This is a genomic window from Paratractidigestivibacter sp. (assembly GCF_963660155.1).
Lineage (GTDB): Bacteria > Actinomycetota > Coriobacteriia > Coriobacteriales > Atopobiaceae > Paratractidigestivibacter.
Map to the genome: position 1 here is coordinate 30870 of NZ_CAVKWG010000022.1, position 21318 is coordinate 52187.

Annotated in this window: 17 protein-coding genes; 3 read left to right on the forward strand and 14 right to left on the reverse strand. The window is 67.4% G+C overall.

Annotated elements, in window-relative coordinates:
• Both U5709_RS04170 and U5709_RS04175 read right to left on the reverse strand, forming a co-directional pair.
• On the reverse strand, window positions 1-903 hold the full coding sequence (locus tag U5709_RS04170) for an Mrp/NBP35 family ATP-binding protein (RefSeq protein ID WP_321972860.1): 903 nt from the start codon (window positions 901-903) through the stop codon (window positions 1-3).
• Between the two features lie 147 nt (window positions 904-1050).
• Window positions 1051-2082 (reverse strand): MBL fold metallo-hydrolase, encoded by a 1032-nt coding sequence (locus U5709_RS04175; RefSeq protein WP_321972861.1) that lies wholly within the window; start codon window positions 2080-2082, stop codon window positions 1051-1053.
• Between the two features lie 229 nt (window positions 2083-2311).
• Between U5709_RS04175 and U5709_RS04180 the strand changes: the two genes are divergently transcribed.
• Entirely contained in the window at window positions 2312-2725 is a 414-nt protein-coding gene (locus U5709_RS04180) for a hypothetical protein (protein WP_321972862.1), read from the forward strand.
• 119 nt (window positions 2726-2844) lie between these two features.
• Here U5709_RS04180 and U5709_RS04185 read toward each other — a convergent pair whose 3' ends face one another.
• The 10 genes from U5709_RS04185 to U5709_RS04230 all read right to left on the reverse strand — a co-directional run bounded on the left by U5709_RS04185 (window position 2845) and on the right by U5709_RS04230 (window position 14766).
• On the reverse strand, window positions 2845-3330 hold the full coding sequence (locus U5709_RS04185; RefSeq protein WP_321972863.1) for a flavodoxin: 486 nt from the start codon (window positions 3328-3330) through the stop codon (window positions 2845-2847).
• A 408-nt stretch (window positions 3331-3738) separates the two neighbouring features.
• Window positions 3739-4506, reverse strand: coding sequence for an imidazole glycerol phosphate synthase subunit HisF (gene hisF / locus U5709_RS04190; protein ID WP_321972864.1), 768 nt, complete (start codon window positions 4504-4506; stop codon window positions 3739-3741).
• 211 nt (window positions 4507-4717) lie between these two features.
• Complete coding sequence (locus U5709_RS04195; RefSeq protein ID WP_321970514.1) at window positions 4718-5452, reverse strand: HisA/HisF-related TIM barrel protein; 735 nt, start codon at window positions 5450-5452, stop codon at window positions 4718-4720.
• Entirely contained in the window at window positions 5449-6126 is a 678-nt protein-coding gene (gene hisH / locus U5709_RS04200) for an imidazole glycerol phosphate synthase subunit HisH (RefSeq protein ID WP_321970515.1), read from the reverse strand. The genes U5709_RS04195 and hisH overlap by 4 nt, the downstream gene beginning before the upstream one ends.
• Entirely contained in the window at window positions 6126-6716 is a 591-nt protein-coding gene (gene hisB / locus U5709_RS04205; RefSeq protein ID WP_321970516.1) for an imidazoleglycerol-phosphate dehydratase HisB, read from the reverse strand. The genes hisH and hisB overlap by 1 nt, the downstream gene beginning before the upstream one ends.
• Window positions 6713-7804, reverse strand: a complete 1092-nt coding sequence (hisC, locus tag U5709_RS04210; protein ID WP_321972865.1) for a histidinol-phosphate transaminase — start codon at window positions 7802-7804, stop codon at window positions 6713-6715. Before hisC ends, hisB begins: the two co-directional genes overlap by 4 nt.
• Before the next feature lie 103 nt (window positions 7805-7907).
• Entirely contained in the window at window positions 7908-9314 is a 1407-nt protein-coding gene (gene hisD / locus U5709_RS04215; RefSeq protein ID WP_321970518.1) for a histidinol dehydrogenase, read from the reverse strand.
• A gap of 3 nt (window positions 9315-9317) precedes the next feature.
• Window positions 9318-10982, reverse strand: coding sequence for an ATP phosphoribosyltransferase (hisG, locus tag U5709_RS04220; protein WP_321972866.1), 1665 nt, complete (start codon window positions 10980-10982; stop codon window positions 9318-9320).
• Between the two features lie 166 nt (window positions 10983-11148).
• Entirely contained in the window at window positions 11149-13494 is a 2346-nt protein-coding gene (locus U5709_RS04225) for a family 78 glycoside hydrolase catalytic domain (protein ID WP_321970520.1), read from the reverse strand.
• A gap of 24 nt (window positions 13495-13518) precedes the next feature.
• On the reverse strand, window positions 13519-14766 hold the full coding sequence (locus U5709_RS04230) for an MFS transporter (protein WP_321970521.1): 1248 nt from the start codon (window positions 14764-14766) through the stop codon (window positions 13519-13521).
• A gap of 308 nt (window positions 14767-15074) precedes the next feature.
• Here U5709_RS04230 and U5709_RS04235 point away from each other — a divergent pair, with 308 nt between their 5' ends.
• A complete protein-coding gene (locus U5709_RS04235; RefSeq protein WP_321970522.1) occupies window positions 15075-16016 on the forward strand; it encodes an AraC family transcriptional regulator in 942 nt (313 codons plus the stop codon).
• A gap of 393 nt (window positions 16017-16409) precedes the next feature.
• Here U5709_RS04235 and U5709_RS04240 read toward each other — a convergent pair whose 3' ends face one another.
• Complete coding sequence (locus U5709_RS04240; protein WP_321972867.1) at window positions 16410-18791, reverse strand: family 78 glycoside hydrolase catalytic domain; 2382 nt, start codon at window positions 18789-18791, stop codon at window positions 16410-16412.
• Window positions 18792-18800: 9 nt separating this feature from the next.
• The gene (locus U5709_RS04245; RefSeq protein ID WP_321970524.1) at window positions 18801-20018 is read right to left on the reverse strand and encodes an MFS transporter; all 1218 of its coding nucleotides are present in this window, start codon (window positions 20016-20018) and stop codon (window positions 18801-18803) included.
• Window positions 20019-20239: 221 nt separating this feature from the next.
• Between U5709_RS04245 and U5709_RS04250 the strand changes: the two genes are divergently transcribed.
• Complete coding sequence (locus U5709_RS04250) at window positions 20240-21199, forward strand: AraC family transcriptional regulator (RefSeq protein ID WP_321970525.1); 960 nt, start codon at window positions 20240-20242, stop codon at window positions 21197-21199.
• Window positions 21200-21318 lie beyond the last annotated feature (119 nt).

Genomic DNA, 21318 nt, shown 5'->3' on the forward strand with positions numbered 1-21318 from the left:
CTATTCGCCCTCGCGCGCCAAGAACTCGGTGAACTTCGCCACCTGGACCACGGTCTCGGTCATCTGCGGCAACGTGCCCGCCGGCAGCGCGGACTCGAACTCGCCCTTGTCGCACGCCTCGGCCAGCGCCGGGTCGATGCCCAGCTGCCCCAGCTCGATGAGGTCGAACGCCGCGGCCGTCTCGGCGAGGCGCGAGGGGCCGTAGGGGTAGATCTTCTTGCCGCAATCCGGGCAGGTCACGTAGGCCATGTTCTCCACGAGGCCGATGACGGGGACGTCCATCATATTGGCCATGTTCACGGCTTTGCCCACGACCATCTGCACGAGGTCCTGCGGAGAGCTGACGATGACGACGCCCTCGACGGGCAGGCTTTGGAACACGGTGAGCGCCACGTCAGAGGTTCCCGGGGGCATGTCGACGAGCAGGAAGTCGAGGTCGCCCCAGGCGGTCTGGCCCCAGAACTGCTTGATGGCGCCGGCGACCACGGGCCCGCGCCAGAGCACGGGGTCGGTCTCGTTCTCGAGCACGAGGTTCGCGCTCATCACCTTGATACCGCCCGCGGACTCGAGCGGGACGAGCAGGTTGTCCTGCGCGTAGGCGTGGGCGCCCGAGAGGCCGAACATCTTGGGGATGGAGGGGCCGGTCACGTCGGCGTCGAGGATGCCGACCTTGGCGCCGCGGCGCGAGAGCTCGGTGGCAAGAATGCCCGTGACCAGCGACTTTCCGACGCCGCCCTTGCCGGACACGACGCCGACGACATGCTTGATGGTCACGCCGTCGGCCAGCGGCTCGGCCGCCGGTGCGCTCGCCGCGGCCGCCTGCTGCTGAGCCTGGGCCCCCTGCTTGCGCGACGCCTCGAACTCACGGCGAATGCGCTCCTTCTCCGCCTCGTCCATTGCCATGGGTACCCCTTCTGCCAGCGCGGCCGGGCCGCGCGCTTATTCGTAATGTTTAATTGTAGCCGCCCCGGGCGCCTACCGTTTGGGGACAGTCCCCTTTCTGCAGCGGTTCTGGGACAGACTTTCCGCAGGCGCGGCGCGGGGGTCGGGTCACGCCGGGAAGTAGCGGTTAACGCCTTGTTCATCGGCGCGGCGCTCAATAAGCCCCAGCTCAACGAGGTGGTCCAGGTGCGCCAAGCTCTCGGCGCAGATAAACCAGCGCGTGTTCAGCGACACGGTGTCGAGGCCGCCCGCGCCGATGGCGCGCCACCCGAGGTCGCACACAAGCTCGCGCCCCGTGCGTCCCTGCTCGCGGCGAATCGCCTCGAGCGCGCGGGCGCTTCTCCGCTCGTGGTGCGCAAGGTTTACGAGCGCACGCTCACCGTAGTCGCCAGCCTGCTCGCCGTGGCCAAGAAACACCTGCTCAAGCCCCATATCCGCAAAGCGCCGCAGGGTCGCCATCTGGTCTCCAAGCGAGTCTTTTACCTCCGGCCAGAAACAAATGAACGACGAGCACGCAAAGAGGAGCGCGTCGCCGGTAAATGCCATCCGCCGCCCGGGCAGCACCAGCGCGCAGTGACCGGGGGTGTGCCCCGGCGTCGCGACGACCTCGAACGACCAGCGCCCGCACCGCACGTGGTCCCCCGGCTCGACGGTGCTCACCGCCACGCCGTCGAGCGTGAAGTCCGCTCGTCGCTCCCACTGCGAGCACACGAGCTCGCGCGCCAGCTGCGCATCCGAGCCTTCCGCGGCGAGGCGCGCCGCCAAGAAATCGCGGCACCCGTAGCTCGAGAAGGTGCGCAGATCCACCAGCGAACGCTTGCTCATCACCAGCCTGGCGCCCGTGTCGGCGAGCTCGCGCGCGAGGCCCGTGTGGTCGTTGTGCGAGTGCGTGCAAAAGACGGTCGCGCGCGCCGGGTCTACGCCAAGGCGCACCAGGGCGCGCATGAGCCGCGTGTCGTTGAAGTCGTCGCAGGTCCCGGCGTCGACGATAAGCGCCTCACCTGCGTCCAGCACCACATGCACGTTCACGCTCGGCAAGAAGGTCCGCGCCATGGCGAGCTTCACGCGCCAGACCTCCGGCTCCTCGCACACCCGCGAGCACGTAAACCCATCGGAATCCAACGTGAACGCCTCAACCATCGCACGCCTCCCCTCTCCCGCTCATCATACGCCCCTGCGCTGGGTGACAGGTTCGTTGTGCAGCACGGGGAACCCGTCACCCGGTGCAGGCGGGCCGTCGCCGGCGGACAAACCCGTCATTTTGTGCAGCACGGGGAACCCGTCACCCGGTGCTGCACAAAATGACGGGTTGCTCGACTAGCCTTTATACTGAATGCAACCTAATTCCCGCATCACGAAAGAAGGTCACATGTCCACCAACCGTCGCGTGCTCAAGATCGTGAGCCTTATCCAGTTCGTCCTCGCCGTCGGCGTCATCGTCCTCGCCATCCTCGCCAAGGTGGGCGGCGACCAGTCCGTGGAGTCGCACGAGTGGGGCGAGACCGTGCGCCTCTACCTCGACCTGCCCGCGTTCATCCTCTTCGGCGCGCTCTCCATCGGCGCCTCCATCACCGGCATCCACGGCGCGAACCGCCCAAGCCGCCTCGGAAGCCATATGCTGCTGTGCATCCTCGGCATCCTCTTCGGCGTCGTGGCCATGGTGATCTCGGGCGCCGGCTCAGGCGTGCCCGTGGTCCCCGCGCTCGACGTCGTCTGTTGCCTTGTCGGCGCGATCTTCGACGCCCGCGTGCGCAAGGAGGTCGAGCGTCGCCTCGACAAGTAGCGCGAGCCCAGCGGCCAAAGCACTCAGCAAGAAGCGCCTCCCCGCCCGATGCGAGGAGGCGCTTTTCTTTGCGCAACACACGTTGGCGGGCCCGCAGCCCGCAGCCCACGGTTTGCGGCCTAGAGCCCCAGGCCCTCGGCCCAAGCCGCGAGCTCGGCCGCGCTCGCGGACGCCGAGAAGCGCTTCGCGCCCACGAACTCGGCGCCCGGCGCGGACGGCTCGAGCTCAGCCACCGTGTTGCCCATGCCGGAGCCGCCGGACGTCGCGAAGACGGCGATCTTCTTGCCGGCGAAGTCGTGGGCCTCGAGGAACGTGTTCACGATGGTAGGCGCCACGTACCACCAGATCGGGAAGCCGATGAAGACCTCGTCGTAGCCGGAGACGTCGGCGGACTTGACGGACGCGGCGACGGCGGGGCGGAAGGACTTGTCGGCCATCTCGACGGTGCTGCGGGCCTTCTTGTCCTGCCAGTTGAGGTCGGCCGCGGTGTAGGGCACCTCGGGCGCGATCTCGAGCACATCGGCGCCGACGGCTGCGGCCAAGCGCTCGGCCAGGTCCTTCGTCACGCCGCTCGCGGAGAAGTACGCCACAAGCTTCTTTGCCATGATTCACTCCTTACGTCGGGTTTATTGACAAGACAACCGTACCCCTTTGAGCACGCTCCAAGTCAAGCGACGACCAAAAGGCGGCCGTTGCAGCGGTTTCTCCCGGCCTTCGCGAGCTTGCGACGGCCATGCGTGCAACAAAATCGAGTTCCTGCGTGCTTTGTTGTAGTTTTGATGCAAGTCCCGCTCCACGCCAACTGGGCAAACGCGAGGCGGTCGCCTTCAGAATCCGTCCCAAAGGTCTCCCGGCGCCCCGAACGACCGTCAAAACGCCGAGAAATCCACGCACAATCTCGAAAAAGTTGTCCCGGAGGCCCGCGCAGGTGCCTTCCGGGACAAAATGAGTCAACTTAACGTGCAGCCGAGCCGCGGCGGCGCCACCGATAAGACGAAGGGACTGCCCCCGTCTTAGAAATCGAGCCTCACGGGGATGCCCTGGCTCGCCATGTACTCCTTGACCTGGCGGATGCTGTACGTGCCGAAGTGGAAGACGCTCGCGGCAAGGACCGCGTCGGCCTCGCCCTCGATGATGCCCTCGGCGAAGTGCTCGAGCGTGCCCACGCCGCCCGAGGCAATGACGGGAATGCTCACCGCGCGGGCCACGGCGCGGGTCAGCGGGATGTCGAAGCCGTCCTTCGTGCCGTCGCGGTCCATGCTGGTAAGAAGGATCTCGCCGGCGCCGCGGCGCGCGGCCTCCTCGGCCCAGGTCACGGCGTCGATGCCCGTCGGGATGCGCCCGCCGGCCAGGTAGACCTCCCATTTGTCGGTGTTGCCGACCTGCTTGGCGTCGATGGCCACGATGACTGCCTGGCTGCCGAAGGCGTCGGCGCAGGCGGTGATGATGCCCGGGTCCTTGACGGCCGCGGAGTTAATGGAGACCTTATCGGCGCCCGCCGCGATCATCGTGCGGCAGCCGGCCACGTCGCGGAAGCCGCCGCCCACGGTATACGGGATGCGCAGCTCAGCGGCCGCGTGGCTCGCGAGCTCGATGGTGGTGCGGCGGTCGTCGGAGGTGGCGGTGATATCGAGGAAGACTACCTCGTCGGCGCCCTCGCGGTCATACTTGCTGGCGAGCTCGACGGGGTCGCCCGCGTCGCGCAGGTCGACGAAGTTGACGCCCTTGACCACACGGCCGTCCTTGACGTCGAGGCAGGGAATCACGCGCTTGGTCAACATGTGAGAAGTCCTTTCAAAATGCGGGGGCGGCGCCCCGGGAACTGTCTTTTGGGGCTCAGCGCTCACTTTGTTCGCTCGCTGCGCGAATCGCCCCAAAAGACAGTTTCCGGGGCGCCTCGCGATTGTTGGGCTTACGAGCAGAGAAGCGCGTGATTTCCCGTCAGGTGGGGACGGGCGCGCGGTCAAACAGGGGCTGGCAGGAAAAAGAGCATTATGACAGGGCCTTCAGCGCCGCCTCCAGGGTGAAGTTGCCCTCGTAGAGGGCGCGGCCGGTTATGGCGCCCTCGATGACGTCCGGGCCGGCCGCGGCAAGGGCGGTGAGGTCGTCAAGCGAGGTGATGCCGCCGCTCGCCACCACGGGAAAGCCGCAGAGCTCGGCCACGCGGCGATAAGCGCCCACGTCGATGCCGGTCTGCATGCCGTCGCGGTTGATGTCGGTAAAGACCAGGTGGCGGTAGCCCAGGCCCGCAAGGCGCGGCAGCAGCTCGTCGACGGTGAGGCCCGCGCCCTCGCGCCAGCCGTTCACCTTGACGACGCCGTCGGCCGCGGCCACGTCGGCCACGAGCAGCTCGCCGTACTCGGCGGCCGCGCGCTCGGCGAACTCCGGGTCGCGCACGAGCGCCGTGCCGATGGCAATGCGCCGCACGCCGAGCCCGGCCAGGCGCTCGACGGCCGCAAGCGACCTCACGCCGCCGCCGCAGTCCACCTTGATGCCGTCGACCTCGCAGATAGCGCGTATCGCCGCCGCGTTAGCCGCGCACGCCTCCTCGTCCTCCTCGAAGGTCGCCGAGAGGTCCACCACGTGGATCCACTCGGTGCCGCGCGCCGCGAAGTCGCGCGCGACGGCCACGGGGTCGTCGGAGTACACGTCCATCTTCGCGCGGTCGCCGCGCTGCAGCCGCACGGCGCGCCCGCCCACCAGATCGATCGCCGGGAAGAGGATCACTTGGCCTCACCTCGCACGATATCGACGAAGTTGGTGAGGATGCGCAGGCCGCAGGCGGAGCTCTTCTCGGGGTGAAACTGCACGCCGTAGACGTTGCCGCGCCACACGGCCGAGGCGAAGCTGCTCACGTAGTGGGTGCGCGTGGTCACGTCGGCGGCCTCCACGTCGTCGTCCAAGGCATAACTGTGCGTGAAGTAGACGTTGGCGCCCTCGGGCACGCCGCGCAGAAGCGGGCAGGCGCGGCCGTTGGCGGTGAGATGGACCTGGTCCCAGCCGACGTGCGGCACCTTGAGGCGGCCGGAGCGCAGGCGGGTGGCCGAGCCGGGCAGGATGCCCAGGCCGCTGACCCAGCGCTCGGGGTCGCTCGGCCCGTGGAGCTTGCCGTCGGTGCGCTCGTCGCCGCGCTCGAAGAGGAGCTGCAGCCCCAGGCAGATGCCCAAAAACGGCACGCCGCGGCCAACGGCCTCGCGCACGGCGTCGGCCTGGCCGGACTCGTTCATGTAGCTCATGGCGTCTTCAAAGCTGCCGACGCCCGGCAGCACGATGCCGGCGGCGCCGCGGATGACCTCGGGGTCGTCGGAGATCTGCGCCTCTCCCCCGACCTCGGCCAGGCCGCGGACGACGGAGAGGAGGTTGCCCTTGTGGTAGTCGACCACGACGATGGGCGCGCCCATTAGAGGCTCCCCTTGGTGGAGGGCACCGAGCCGTCGGAGCGAGGGTCTGCCTCCACGGCCTCGCGAAGCGCCCGCGCAGCCGCCTTAAAGGTGGCCTCAAGGATGTGGTGGGCGTTCTCGCCGCAAATAAGCCGCAGGTGAAGGGTAATGCCGGCGTCGCGCGCAAGGCCCGCGAAGAACTCGTGGCCAAGCTCGGTGTCAAAGGTGCCGACCTTCTCGGGGCCGATTGCCACGTCCCAGAAGAGCTCGCCTCGGCCGGAGATGTCGACGGCAGCCAACACGAGCGCCTCGTCGAGCGGCACCATGACGGAGCCGAAGCGGCGGATGCCGGCCTTGTTGCCCAGCGCCTCGCGCAGGGCCTGGCCCATCACGATGCCCGTGTCCTCGACGGTGTGGTGGTCGTCCACGTAGGTATCGCCCTTGACGCGCAGGGTCACGTCGATGAGCGAGTGGCGGCTGAAGGCGGTGAGCATGTGGTCGAAGAAGCCCACGCCGGTCTCGATGTCGGCGGCGCCGGTGCCGTCGAGGTCGATGGAGAGGCCGATGTCGGTCTCCTTGGTTGCGCGGACGACCTTTGCGGTCCTGGTCATGCGGTCTCCTTAACGAGGCTGGTAAGTGCGTCAACGAGAAGATCGTTCTCCTCGGCGGTGCCCACGGTGATGCGCAGGCAGTCGGCGAGCCCGGGCGCGGCGCTGAAGTCGCGCACGAGGATGGAGTGCTCGTCGCGCAGGCGGGCGCGGACGGTCGCGGCGCCGGGCACACGAAGAAGCACGAAGTTCGCGCTGCTCGGCCACACGCGGGCGCCGGGAAGGGCCGCGAGGCGCTCGGCGAGGCGCTCGCGCTGGTCCACGATGTCGGCCACGACGGGCACCATGAGCTCGCGGTGCCCCACGGCCTGCACGGCCACGGACTGCGCGATGACGTCCTCGGAGTAGAGCTGGCGGATGGCGCCCACCATGTCGACGACGGCGGGGTCGGCCACGAGGTAGCCGACGCGCAGGCCCGCGAGGCCAAAGGCCTTGGAGAGCGTGCGCAGCACCATGAGGCGCGGGTTCTCGGCCACCCAGCCAACGAGGGACTTGTCCTCGCCCAGCAGCTCAGGGACGCCGGCGAACTCCACGTAGGCCTCGTCGAGAAGCACGAGCGCGTCCGTCTCGTCGAGCAGGCGGCGGACTATGGCCGGGTCCACGAGGTCGCCCGTGGGGTTGTTCGGCGAGGTCAAGACCACCATGGCGGCCTGGACGTCGTTGACGGCGGCCACGAGGGCGTCAACGTCGATGGCGAAGGTCTCGGGGTCGCGCCAGGCGCTCACCACGGGCATCTCGCACATCTTGGCAAAGTTGGCGTACTCCGAGAAGTCCGGCGGGCAAGTGACGAGCGCGTGGCCGGGGCCGCCGAAGGTAAAGAACAGGTTGAAGAGGATCTCGTCGCCGCCGTTGCCCACAAGGACGTTTTCCACCTCGACGCCGTGGCGCTCTGCGATCTGTCGGCGCAAGTCGTCGGCCATGGGATCGGGGTAGCGGTTGAGCGGCGTGGACGCCATGGCCTCGCGCAGGGCGTCGAAGAAGGCCATGGGAACGTCGTGGGTGTTCTCGTTTGCCGAGAGGTTCACGCGGCAGGGCGTGAAGGCCGGGTCGTACGGCTCGAAGCCCTGCAGTGCCTTCCGCGCCCGGCTCACCGCGTCAAAACCTGCAAAGGGGACAGTCCCTTTTGCAGGTCGCTCTTGTTCACACCTGCAAAAGGGACTGTCCCCTTTGCAGGTTTTCTCGTCGGCGGACACGCTAGGCCTCCTTGGTATAGCCGGGCAGGTAGGGCACGCCGGGGGCGGCGAGGTCGACCGGCCAGGCCACGCGGTTGGCGCCCTCGCAGGCGGCCAGCGCGTCCTCGTAGCCCTCTTTGCCCTGCTCAGCGAGGCGGCGGCGCATGCCGACCGAGAGCGCGTGGGCCCACAGGCCCTCGGCCTGCGCCATGTCCTGCGTGGCCTGCGCGTCGGCGAGCATGCCCTCGGGCGTGTAGCAGATCACGCTCGAGCGCTTCTGGAAGTCGTAGACGCCGAGCGGGTTGGAGAAGCGAGCGGTGCCGCCGGTGGGCAGTGTGTGGTTGGGGCCGGCCACGTAGTCGCCCAGTGGCTCGGAGCTCCAGGCGCCCACGAAGATGGCGCCGGCGTTCTTGACCTTGCCGAGAAGCCCCATGGCGTCGGCGCAGTGCAGCTCCAGGTGCTCGGGTGCCACGACGTTCACGGCGTCGATGGCGGCGTCGAGGTCCTCGGCCACCACGATGACGCCGCGGTTGTCCAGCGACGCGCGGGTGATTTCCTCGCGCGGGGACTGCGAGACGAGCTTCTCGGCGCACGCGAGGACGCGCGCGGGCAACTCGGCGTCGCACGTGACCAGGTAGCAGCTGGCAAGAGGGTCGTGCTCGGCCTGCGCCATGAGGTCGGCCGCCACGACGGCGGGGTCAGCCGTGGCGTCGGCCAGCACGCAGACCTCAGAGGGGCCGGCCACCATGTCGATGCCCACGTCGCCGGAGACGTAGCGCTTGGCCGCGGCCACGAAGGCGTTGCCGGGGCCGACGATCTTGTCGCAAGCGGGAATGGACTCGGTGCCGTAGGCCACGGCGCCGATGGCCTGGGCGCCGCCCACGGCGTAGACCTCGTCCACGCCGGCGAGCTTGGCCGCGGCCAGGGTGTAGGCCGAAAGGCTGCCGTCCTTCTGCGGCGGGGTGACCATCACCACGCGCTCCACGCCCGCGACCTTGGCGGGGATGGTGTCCATGAGGACCGTGGAGGGATACTGGGCGCGGCCGCCGGGCACGTAGACGGCGGCGGAGGCCACGGGCGTCACCTTGACGCCCAGGATGGTGCCGTCGGGGCGGGTGGTGAACCAGCTCTCCTCGCGCTCCTTCTCGTGGAAGGCGCGGATCTGGTCGCGGGCCTGCGTGAGGGCCTTGAGGAAGGCGGGGTCCACTATGTCGGGCGCCGCGTCGAGAAGCTCGGCCGGCACGCGGAACTCGTCGGGGCAGGCGCCGTCGAACTTGTTGCAGTACTCGCGGACTGCCTCGTCGCCGCGGGCGCGGACGTCGTCCACGATGGCCTCGGCCGACGCCATGATCTCGGCGGGCAGGGCGCCCGAGCGGTTAAGGTCGGCCTGCGTGAGGGCGCGGCCGCCGGAAAGGATGACTTCTCTCATCGCCTACTCCTCCTTAGAAGCGACCTCGGCGAGACGCGCCGCCAGGTCGCGGATTCTCTTGTCGCAGCGGTAGGCCGCGGGGCCCGCGAAGAAGCGGGCGGTGCACTCCATGACGTCATCGACCACCACGAGGTCGTTCTCGGCAAGGGTCGTGCCCGTGGCCGTGATGTCCACGATGCGGTCGGCCATGCCGACGATGGGGCCGAGCTCGATGTTGCCGTGCAGGGTCAGGATGTCGACCTGGCGGCCGATGCGATCGTAATACTGCTGGGTGATGCGCGGGTACTTGCTGGCCACGCGCTCGGTGCCGCGCCACTCGTAGTTGCGATCGGCGAGGCCAGCGTTGGCGGCGGGCTCGGCCACCACGAACTTGCACCAGCCGTAGCCGAGGTCGACGAGCTGCAGCAGGTCGAGGTCGGCCTCTACCAGCGAGTCTTTGCCGCAGATGCCGCAGTCGGCGCCGCCCGCGCCCACGAAGGCCGGGGCGTCCTGGGCGCGCACGATGATGTACTCGACGTCGCCCGCCGAGATGATCAGCTTGCGACCGGGGTCGCGCAACTCGTCGATGGGCAGGCCCGCGGCCTCGAGCACGCGCAGCGAGTCCTTGAAGAGGCTGCCCTTGGGCACGGCGATGCGCAGCGGGCGGGCGGCCACGCGGACGCCCGGGGTCACGACGCCCGAGGCGCCCTGCTCGCCCAGGACCTCCTGCAGGCGCTCGAGCGAGAGCGCGAAACCGCAGGCAGCGAGGCCGGGGCGGCCAAGGTTGGCGAGCACCGCGTCGTAGCGGCCGCCGGAGGCGAGGCTCGCGGCGATGCCCTCGGCGTAGCCCTTGAAGATGATGCCCGTGTAGTAATCGAAGCTGTTGATGATGCTGAAATCGAAGCTCGCGCGGCCCTCGGCAAAGAGGTCGGAGATCTGCTCGGTAAGGGCGCGCAGCTCGGCGCATCCGCGCTCGGCGGGCGCCACGTCGGCGTCGACAAGAAGCGCGTCGATGCGGTCGATGACCTCGAGGCCGCCGTGCATGCGCGGGATAGCGTGGAGGGCGCGGGCCGCCGACGGCTTGAGCTCGGGCGTCGCGTCCACGAGCTCGTCGAGGCTCACGAGGTCGGAGTCGTGCACGAGGGAAAGCACCTCGGCCGAGAACTCGGGGTTCGGCGAGCAGTTGGCGATAAGCGAGGTCAGCGGCGTGACGGAGCCGAAGACGACGCGCCACGCGGGGACCTCGAGGGTGGTCATCGCCTCGGCGAGCAGGCGCACGACCTCGACCTCGGAGGCCGCGCCGTCGGTGCCCACGAGCTCGACGCCGAGCTGCGTGAACTGACGGGGCTGGCCGCGCAGCGACTGCTGCTCGCGGACGACGGGCGCGCTGTAGCGGAAGCGCGCGGGCAGCTCCTCGGCGCGGACGTGGCCCGCGACCAGGCGCGCGACGGGCAAGGTGAGGTCGGGGCGCAACATGAGCAGGTTGCCGTCGGCATCGAAGAGCTGGAACGGCGTGTTCTTGATGCGGCCGCCGCGCTCGAGCGCCGCGCGGTCCTCCAAAAGGGGCGTCTCGACGGGCAGGTAGCCATGGCCGGCGAAGCATTCCTTCACGGTGGCGGTGATGCGCTCGCGGGCGAGCGCCTCCTTGGGGAGGATGTCTCGGAAACCTCTGGCGGTGCCTGCAATCACGGGTCTGTCCCTTCTTCCTGCGTTTTGCGCGGTCGTGTGCGTATGGCACTTTAGCATACTAAAGTGCCGCAGGTGCGCGGGGGGCGGGGCGCGAGACCGTTTCGTAACGTTGGGCGGACCTGCAAAAGGGACTGTCCCTTTTGCAGGTCCGGCACAGAGGGGGTGATTAACAGGTGAAAACGTGCTCGCCCTCACCGACGACCTGTTCGCCGGCGCCGGGAAGAAGCACATGGGCGCGGCAGCCCGCGGGCACGCTCACGCGGACCTCGCGCGTGCCGGCCTCGGCCCCGGACCAAGCAACGCGGATGGTGCCCGCCGCGGTCTCGTGCTCGAGCTCGCAGGAATCGAACCCGCGCACGAACGCCGGGGCCACGTCGAACTCGGCCCAAGCCGGCTCGCGCAGGCGCAGGCCGCCGACCTTGCGCACGATCCAGTCGCAGACGCACCCGAACGCGTAGTGGTTGAACGAGAACGTCCCCACCGTGCCGTCGGGAGCCACGCCCAGCCAGTTCTCCCAGACGGTGGTGGCGCCATGGTCGACCTCATAGAGCCAACCGGGGCATCCATCCTGCCAGAACACGTCGGCCGCCACATCGGCGTGGCCGAAGTCGCCCAGCACGTCAAGCAGGTACGGCACGCTAAGGAAGCCGGTGTCCAAACGGTTGCCATTGTCACGAATCATCTGCGCCAGACGGTCTGCCGCAGCTTGGCGCGTCCTCTCCTCAAGCATGTCGAACGCAAGGGCAAGCACATAGAGGCCCTGGAACTCAGCCGTGAGCCTGCCCTCCCCCGCAACGAAGCGGCCGCGGAACGCTCGGCGGACGTTGGCCGCGTAAGCGCGCCGCTCGTCCGCGCCGTCGCGTCCCAGCACGTCGGCCACCTGCGCGAGCAGGTCGGTCGAGTGCGCGAGCCAGCACGTCGCCACGAAGTCCTTCGTGGCCATCGCGCCGTCCATGGGCCCGTTGGCAAGAAGGCTCGGCAGCATCCAGTCGCCGTAGTGGAACGTCGTGTCCCAGATGTAGCGGTCATCGCCGGACTTCTCGCCGCCATCGGAAAACGCGCCAGCGGCGGACGCGACGCAGTACTCGTGCCAGCGGACCATGGCGTCATAGCAGCGCTCGAGCACGGACACGTCGCCGTACTGGCGGTAGAGCTCCCACGGCACGGCGATGATGGCGTCGCCCCAGCCGGCCGACGAGCACACGCCCGGCATGATGGCCCCGCCGCGGGCCGGCGTCGGCATCGGCGAATAGTCCACGACCTGGCCGTCTTCGGCCTGGTCGGCCATGACCTGGTCGAGCCAGCGGCTAAGGAACGAGTCGAGGTCCATGAAGAAGCACCCGGTTGGCGCGTAGACCTGGATGTCGCCCGCCCAGCCCATACGCTCGCGCTGCGGGCAGTCGGTGGGGATGGAGAGCATGTTGCCGCGCTGCGACCAGAGCGTGTTGGAGATCAGCTTGTTCACGCGCTCGTCGGAGGTGCGGACGCGGCCGACCTCGGTAAGGTCGCTGCGGATGGCGAACGCGACGATGCACGCGGGGTCGAAGGTGCCCTGCGAGGCCACGTCCCAGCCGGAAAGACGCACGTAACGGAAGCCGTGGAAGGTGAAGTCGGGCTCGAGCACCTCGTGACCGCCGCGGCCGACGAACTCGTCGACGGCGTCCTTGTTGCGCCCGGTGATGTTCATGAAGAACTTACCATCGGCGTCGAGCACCTCGGCGTGCTCGAGGCGCAGCTCCTGGTCTTGAGCAAGGTCGCACTCGATGCGGCAGCGGCCCGCGATAACCTGGCCAAAGTCGACCACGATCGCGTCGCCCTCGGCCCAGAAGGCCACGGCCTCAAGGCGCTCGCGGCGCACGACGGCGGGGCCAACCTGCGGCACCACGTCGGCCGCGGGCGCGTCGACCGGTACCGCCGCGCCGTCGAACACGGCCTCGCGGCGCAGGTCTTGCTTCTCGCCGAGCTGGATGTCGGACCACTCGTACTTGCCGCGGCCGCTCTTCCACGCACCGGCGTCTGCAGTGTCGACCACCTGCACGGAGCCGTCGGCGAGTTCGATCCGCAGCTCGCCCGCGAACGAGAGCCTGTCGCCGAACTGACAAGAATCGCCCGGCACCGCGATGCGCCCTGCGTACCAACCGTCGGCCAGCGTGACGTCCCAGCGATTCTCGCCCTCGTGGACGAGGCCGGTCACGTCGTAGGCCTGATACATGATGATCTTGTCGTAGGCCGTGAAATCGGGGGCGAAGAGCGCTTCGCTCACGTCCGCCCCGTTGACCTGGGCTTTATAGATGCCGCGCGCCGTGCATCGCAGGGTCGCGCTCGTCACGGGGCCCGCCACCGTGAACTCACGGCGAAGCATGGGGCACGGGTGCAGACGTACCTCGTTGGGGCCGGACTCAGGCATCGGCTTGCCCATGAACATGTCCATCAGGTTGATCTGGGGCTCGCGGGTCACGGTCTTCTGCTCGGGCTCGAGCCACGCAGGGGTCCAGTCGTTTTCGCAGGTCATGGTTTCTCCTTTACGAGATGGCCGTTAGTTGCCCTGGACCTGGCCGGCGGCTTGAGCGCCGGCCTGAGAGCCGGCCTGGCCGCCGAAGGCGCGGTCGATAACGCCGGCCTGGAAGCGGGTGGCCAGAAGCGCCGCGGCAGCAATGGCCGCGATGACGCCGGCGATGACGCAGCAGCCCTGGGCGCTGCCGCCCATGAAGGCACCGGAAAGCATGTTCAGGATGGTCGGCGAGACGAAGCCGCCGATGGAGGCGCCGGCGCTGAAGAGGCCCATCGCGGTCGGGATCGCCGCGGGGTTCGTGCCGATGGCGATGATGAACGGGCACTGGGCAAATCCAATGGAAAGAGAGAAGCCCACAAGAACAGCGGCGACAATCACCATGGGAAGTGAGGATGCGAAGCCCATGATGACCATGCCCAACGTCATGAAGATAAGGCCAAAGGCAAGGGAGAACTTCTGAATCTTCTTGAGCAGCAGGTTCAGCGTAGCGCCGCAGACGATGCCCGCCAGGGTCCCGGCGGCGGTGACCATACCCGCCATGGTGGAGTCGCCGATGCCGGTCTCGGTGAGGATGATCGAGACGTTGTTGGGCAAGGCGCAGTAAACAAACTGGTAAGCAAGGATGCACGCAGAAGCGACAATAGCAACGGTGCCGACACCAGGCTTGGGACCCGCCTGAGCGCCCTGAGCGGCTGCGGCGGCAGGGGCGCTCTGTCCCTCGCCCGTCTTCCACGGGATGCACATCAGGATAAGGAGCAAAACGGGAACGGCAATGAGGTAGATAAGGTAGTTGTTGCGCCAGCCGCCCGCCGAGAGGATGCCGCCTCCGACGGTCATCACGATGCAGCCAAAGTTAACGAAGATGACGTTCTTGGCCATCATCGACTCCTGCTGGTCGGCCGGGATGAGGTCGGTGATGAGCAGGTTTGCCGTGTTGGTAACAAGGCCGACGCCCAGGCCGAGGATGCCCGCGCAGACAAGCAGCAGCGGCATTCCGCCAGAGACGAACACGGGCAGCAGGCCGCCCACGGCGATGAGCACTGGGGCCGCGATTGCCATGACCTTACGCGGCACCTTCGTGGCAACGGCGGAGAAAATAAGGGCCGAAACGATGCCCATCAGGTTAGGGATGCCCGTGAGCTGCTGGACCTCGGACGCGCCGGCGCCGAGGTCAGCCATGATGAGGCCGATCGAGGGCGTGATGCCAAACGTGGACATGGCGAGCAGCGTGAGCGCGAAGATGCCGATCTTCGCCTTGGTTACTTGGTTCATGGAATCCTCCGTAGGATTGGAGCGATAATTCAGGCAGTTATTAGTGCCTCACACGTTTCGCCTTACTCAGCGACGCTCTTGCAAGATTCGGTGTTCACCTGCGTCTTTGACTTGGGCGGAACTTCTTATCTAGAATTTAAGCGCTTCAATATCAAGGGCAACAGTGCCGCATAATTGCTTCAATCTGCCGGATTGTTCGTTTATCCTGGTAACTGCCAACAATTTATGCGTGAAGGCAGGCAAAACTGAACCGGTCGGGCCGCCGCGCCCGCCGTTCACGGAGGGCGGAAGAGGGAATGTCTCATACCATGGCAAGCGGAAAGACGCTCGAGCAAAGCGGCTATTTGCGCACGGCGAGCGGCCTTTCCGCCGAGCAGGTGTACGACCACACCGCGCAGGGCCTCCTGACCAGCCAGATGCTCACCGACTGGTCGGGTGTCGACTTTACCGAGAGCATCTTCGTCGTCGCTCACCCCATGGATTTTAAGGTACCGCCGCACGTGCACGACTACTATGAGCTGTGCTTTATTCTGGACGGCACGGTGGCGAACATCATCGGCGGGCAAAAGATCTACATGCTCGACGGCACGCTGTGCGTCATGAACCTCGCCTCGCGCCACGCGCTCGAGCCTGTCGACGAAGGCGCCGTCGTGGTCAACCTCTGCCTGCGTCCCGCGCTCTTCGAGTCAGGCGTCTTCGCAGACTTCCTCGCCGCGGACAACGAGATGTCGCGTTTCCTTCGCGGCGAGGGCACGACCGACCACCTCATGTTCTCGGACTCACAGGCAAAGCTGCTGCTCACCCACATGGACGCCGTCGTGATGGAGTTCGCACGCGCGGATTTTCACCAGAGCTTCGCGCTCTGCGCCCAGGTGCTGCTCCTGCTTGACGAGCTTTCGCGAACCGAGACGTATTCGTACTACGGACTCAGCCCCAAGACGCTCCGCATGCTGGCCTACCTGCGCGAACATTGCGCCGACGCGACCATGCGCTCACTCGGGCGCGAGTTCGGCTACACGGCCAACTACTGCTCTCAGTACCTGCGCAAACACACCGGCAAAACGGCGAGCGAGCTTATCGCCGAGGCGCGCGTGGCCAAGGCCGAGGGGCTTCTTGCCGGCACGGACCTGGGCGTCGAGGCCATCGCCGCGGCCGTGGGATACAAGAGCTACAGCCACTTCAACGAGCTCTTCCAGCTCCACCGCAACATGACCCCCGGCGACTACCGCCGCCTTTCCCGCATCAAGTAGCGCGTTCGCAAATCGCGAGCAATACCAGTGATTCGCGGCGCGGCATTGGTATCGCTCGCGATTCGCGAACATTTCGGCCCGGATGTTCGAAAAACGCGAGCAATACCAATGGCCGGCGGCGCGCGATCGGTATTGCTCGATTTTTTCGAACGCCCGACGGCCGCGCGGGGCCCGCGGGAGCGCGGCGCGCTCCCAAAATCGCGAGCAATACCAGTGATTCGCGGCGCGCCGTTGGTATCGCTCGGGTTTTTGGGAGCGCCGGGGCCAAGAAAGCGGACAAAGGGGCTGTCCCTTTGTCCGCTCGCTGCAACGCGGGGCGCCCGCGGGTGCCGGGCCCCACGGTCGGCGCGGCTACGGGCGTCGGGCCGGGGGCCCGACGCCCGAGGGAGGGGGCTAGCAGGCGAAGACGTGCTCGCCGGCCCCGACGACGACCTCGTCGGATCCGGGCAGGGCGACGTGGGCGCGGCAGCCCTCGGGCACGCTCACGCGCACCTCGCGGGCGCCGGCCCCGGAGCCGGACCAGGCGACGCGGATGGTGCCGGCCGCGGTCTCGTGCTCGAGCTCGCAGGACTCGAAGCCGCGCACGAACGCCGGCACCACGTCGAACTCGGCCCAGGCCGGCTCGCGCAGCGCGAGGCCGCCGACCTTGCGCACAATCCAGTCGCCCACGCAGCCGAACGCGTAGTGGTTGAACGAGAGCGCGCCCACGGTGCCGTCGGACGCGATAGCGCCCCAGTTCTCCCACACGGTGGTGCCGCCGCGGTCGACCTCATAGAGCCAGCTCGGGCAGCCATCCTGCCAAAGCAGGGTCTCGGCCACGTCCTCATGGCCGAAGTCCCAGAGCACATCGAGCAGGTACGAGACGGAGAGGAATCCCGTGTCCAGCTTGTCGCCGTTGGCGTGGATCAGCTCGACCAGGCGGTCTGCCGCGGCGGCGCGCTCCGCCTCGGGCAGCATGTCGAACGCGAGCGCGTCGACGTAGCAGCCCTGGAAATCGGCGTCGAGCTTCTTGCCGTCCCAGAAGCGATCGGCGAAGGCGCGGCGCACCTCGGCGGCGTAAGCGCGCTGCTCCGCGGCCGCATCGCCATGCCCCAGCAGCTCAGAGATGTCGGCGAGCACGTCGGAGACGTGGGCGAGCCAGGCCGTAGCGATGGTCGGCGCCGTGACGGCGGCCGCCTCAATGGGGCCCGCGCCCTCGTTGCCCATAACGTAGCTCGGCAGCATCCACTCGCCGTAGTTGAACTTGGTATCCCAGATGTAGCGGGCGTCGCCCTCCTTCTCGCCCTCCTCGAGGAAGGCGCCGGCGGCGGACTTCACGCAGAAATCGTGCCAGCGCATCATCGAGTCGTAGCAGCGCTCGAGCACCTCGCGGTCGCCGTACTCGCGGTAGAGCTGCCACGGCACGAGGACGATTGCGTCTCCCCAGCCAGAAGACGAGATGGCGCCGAGGAACTCGCCGGACGCAAAGAGGTCCTTGGTCGCCGGCGAGTAGTCAACGACCTGGCCGTCGTCGAGCTGGTCGGCCATGACCTGGTCGAGCCAGCGCACGAGGAAGTCGTGCAGGTCCATGAAGAAGCAGCCGGTCGGCGCGTAGACCTGGATGTCGCCCGTCCAGCCTGCGCGCTCGCGCTGCGGGCAGTCGGTAGGGATGGAGAGCATGTTGCCGCGCTGCGACCACAGGATGTTGTCGAGCAGGCGGTTCACGCGGGCATCGGACGTGCGGATGCGGCCGGTCTCGCGCAGGTCGGAGTAGATGACGACGGCCTTGATGCACGCGGGGTCGAACGTGCCCTGGGCGGCCTCGTCCCAGCCGGAAAGACGCACGTAGCGGAAGCCGTGGAAGGTGAAGTCGGGCTCGAGGACCTCGTGGCCGCCGCGGCCGACAAACGCGTCGGCGGCGTCCTTGTTGCGGCCGATGATGTTCATGAAGAAGCGCCCCTCGGCGTCGAGCACCTCGGCGTGCTCGAGGCGCAGTTCCTGTCCCTCGGCGAGGTCGCACTCGATGCGGCAGCGGCCGGCGATGACCTGGCCGAAATCGACCACGATGGCGTCGCCTTCAGGCCACGCCTTGACGGCGTCGAGCACCTCGCGGCGGCGGACCTGCGGCCCGACCTGCGCCACGAGCTCGGCGGCAGGCGCCGCGACCTCGGCGACCTCGTCCCAGCCCTCGGCGACGGCGGTCGACGCCCAGGCCTTGTCCTCGAGGCGCAGGTCCTGCTTCTCGCCGATCTGGATGTCGGAGTAGACGTACTTGCCGGTGGTGGAGCGCCATTCGGCGTCGGTGCGCACGAGCTCGCTCGTGCCGTCGGCGTACTCCACCTCGAGCTCGCCCATGATGCTCAGGCGGTCGCCGTACTGGGCACCGTTGCCCTGCTGAGAGATGCGCCCTGCGTACCAGCCGTCGGCCAGGATGACGCCCCAGACGTTCTCGCCGGCACGGACGAGGCCGCTCACGTCGTAGGTCTGGTACATGAGCAGGTGGTCGTAGGTGGTGTAGTCGGGGGCAAAAAGGGCGTCGCTCACGAGCTCGCCGTTGACATAGGCCTGGTAGACGCCGCGCGCGGTCATGTGCAGGGTGGCGCGGCGAACGGGCTTATCGGCCACGACAAAGCCGCGCTTCATAAGCTTCGCGGGCCAAAGGCGGGTCTCGGGCGGGGTCCACGCGGGAGGCTCGGCGTGCAGCACGAACATCTCGTAGAGCGAGTACGCGGGCTCGGGGGTGGTGCTTTCCTGCGCGGGCTCAATCCAGCCCGCGGTCCAAGTGCGCTGGGTCATGGCGTCCCCCTACTCCTGGGCGCCCTGCGGAAGGGCGGCGTTGTCGATGATGCGGCCCTGGAAGCCGGTGACGAGCAGCGCCGCGGCGACCACGAAGGCGATGCCGGCGGCAACGAGGCAACAGTCCGCGCCGGAGCCGGAAAGAAGCGAACCGGCGATACCGTTGATCAGGGTCGGGCTGATGGTGCCGCCGAGGGAGGAACCGATGGAGTACATGGAGATGGCGGTCGGGATGAGCATCGGCGCGACGGAGAGCGAGATCACGAACGGGCACTGCGCGAAGCCGATGGAGAGGGCGAAGCCGATGAAGAAGGCGGCGACGCACATGACGGCGACGCTGGGGGCAAAGGCCATGGTGACCATGCCGGCGCCCATGAGGATGAGGCCGAGGGCGAGCGACATGCGCTGAATGGTGCGGTTCTCGAGGATCTTGCCGAGGATGACGCCGGCGACCATGCCGCCGATGGTGGAGACGGAGTTCACGATGCCCACGGCGCCGGAGTCGCCGAGGCCGCCGTTGATGATGAGGATCGAGGCGTTGTTGGCAAAGGCGCTGTACACGCAGTTGACGGTGAGGATAATGCCGGCGACGATGAACGGCTTCACGCCAAGGCTGAGCTTGGGGCCGGCGGGAGCGGCGGCGTCGGCAGGGGCGGCGTCGGGGGCGGCGTCGGGCCTATAGAACGGAATGAAGACAGCGACGAGCAGCAGTACGGGAACGGCGACCAGGTAGATGAGGTAGTTGTTCTTCCAGCCGCCGGCCGCGAGCATTCCACCGCAGGTGGTCATGATGATGGCGCCGATGTTGACGAAGATGACGTTCTGGGCCATGGTCGCCTGGCGCTTCTCGGGGCTCACGAGCTCGGTGATGAGGACCTGCGTGATGTTGGAGACGCAGCCGACGCCCGCGCCCACAATCCCGGAGCAGACGAGCAGGAACGAGAGCGAGTTGCCGAAGAAGTACGGCAGCAAGCCGCCGAGGGCGACGAAGATGGGGCCGGCGAGGGCAACGACCTTGCGCGGGATCTTGTTGGCGCCGACGGAGAAGAGCAGGGCCATGACGATGGCGACGAGGTTCGGGATCGCCGTGAGCTGCTGGACCTCGGTGGCGCTCGACTCGGGGAACGCGGCCATGATGAGGGCGATCGACGGCGTGATGCCGAGCGACGCCATCGACAGCAGCGTCAGCGAGAAGATGCCGATCCTTGCCTTGGTGTCTTTGGACATTGGTGCCTTCCTTTCCTGATTCGCATATAGCGAGCCTACCTGCAGCTTTAGGCCGCAGGATTCCTTGGCACCTATTACAAACCCGAGCTATTCAGCGCGATAGTTCCGTTAAAACGCTTCAATGTTCCCGATTCTTAGAACGTGCTGGTAAATGCAAGAAATCGATATACGATTTATGTTGTCGAACGGAGAGCCGGCAAGGCCGAGCGGCAGGAGGAGCGGTGAACGAGGAGCGCGGCTGGAACGCGGAATTCTTTGACGCGCTGGGGCTCATGCACAACGCGGAGACCGCCGAGATCGAGCAGGCCTTCCAAGTGGAGACGCGCGGTCACCTGTCCGACCGCCGTGTCGCCGACTGGGCAGGCCTTCTTCCCAGCGACGACATGTTCATGGTTGCCCACGACATGAGCTCCCCCACCCCGCTGCACAGCCACGACTTCTACGAGTTCAGCTACGTGACCGGCGGCATCGTGCTCAACGTGGTCGACGGGCAGCGTCTCTATATGTTGCCGGGGTCGCTTTGCGTCATGAACCTCAACACCCGGCACACGCTCGAGGTCATCGACTCGGAGGCCGTGGTCGTCAACCTCGGCATCCGGCCGAAGCTCTTCCTCGAGGGGATCTTCCGCGAGTTCATGGACGAGGACAACGTCATGTCGGAATTCCTGCGCGGCGAGGGTGCACGCGGGCACCTGTTCTTCAGCGATGCGGGCGACCGCGCGCTTATTGGCGAGATGGCGGCCCTGGCCAGCACGTATTCGCAGGCAGGGATGCGGCAGAGCTACGCGCTGGCAGGGCGCGTCCTCATGCTGCTCGACCGACTCGCCCGAACGCCGACGTACAGCTACTTCGGCGTCGACACGAAGACCATGCACATGGTGTCCTTCATCCGCGACCACTGTGAGGTGGCGAGCGTGCAGGCCATCGCGCGCAAGTTCGGGTACAGCGAGAACTATTGCACGCAATACATAAAGGCGCACACGGGCAGGACTGCGACCGAGCTTATTGCCGACGCGCGCGTGACTCGCGCCGAGGTGCTGCTCTCGTCAAGCGAGATGAGCGTGCAGGCCATCGCCGCGGCGGTCGGGTATCGCAGCGTCGGGCACTTCAACGAGCTGTTCCGCAGCTACCACGGCATGACGCCGGGCGATTACCGCAAGCTGAGCCGCACGGCTAAGTAGCGCGTTCGCAAATCGCGAGCAATACCAGTGATTCGCGGCGCGCCGTTGGTATCGCTCGGGTTTTTGGGAGCGCCGGGGCCAAGAAAGCGGACAAAGGGGCTGTCCCTTTGTCCGCTCGC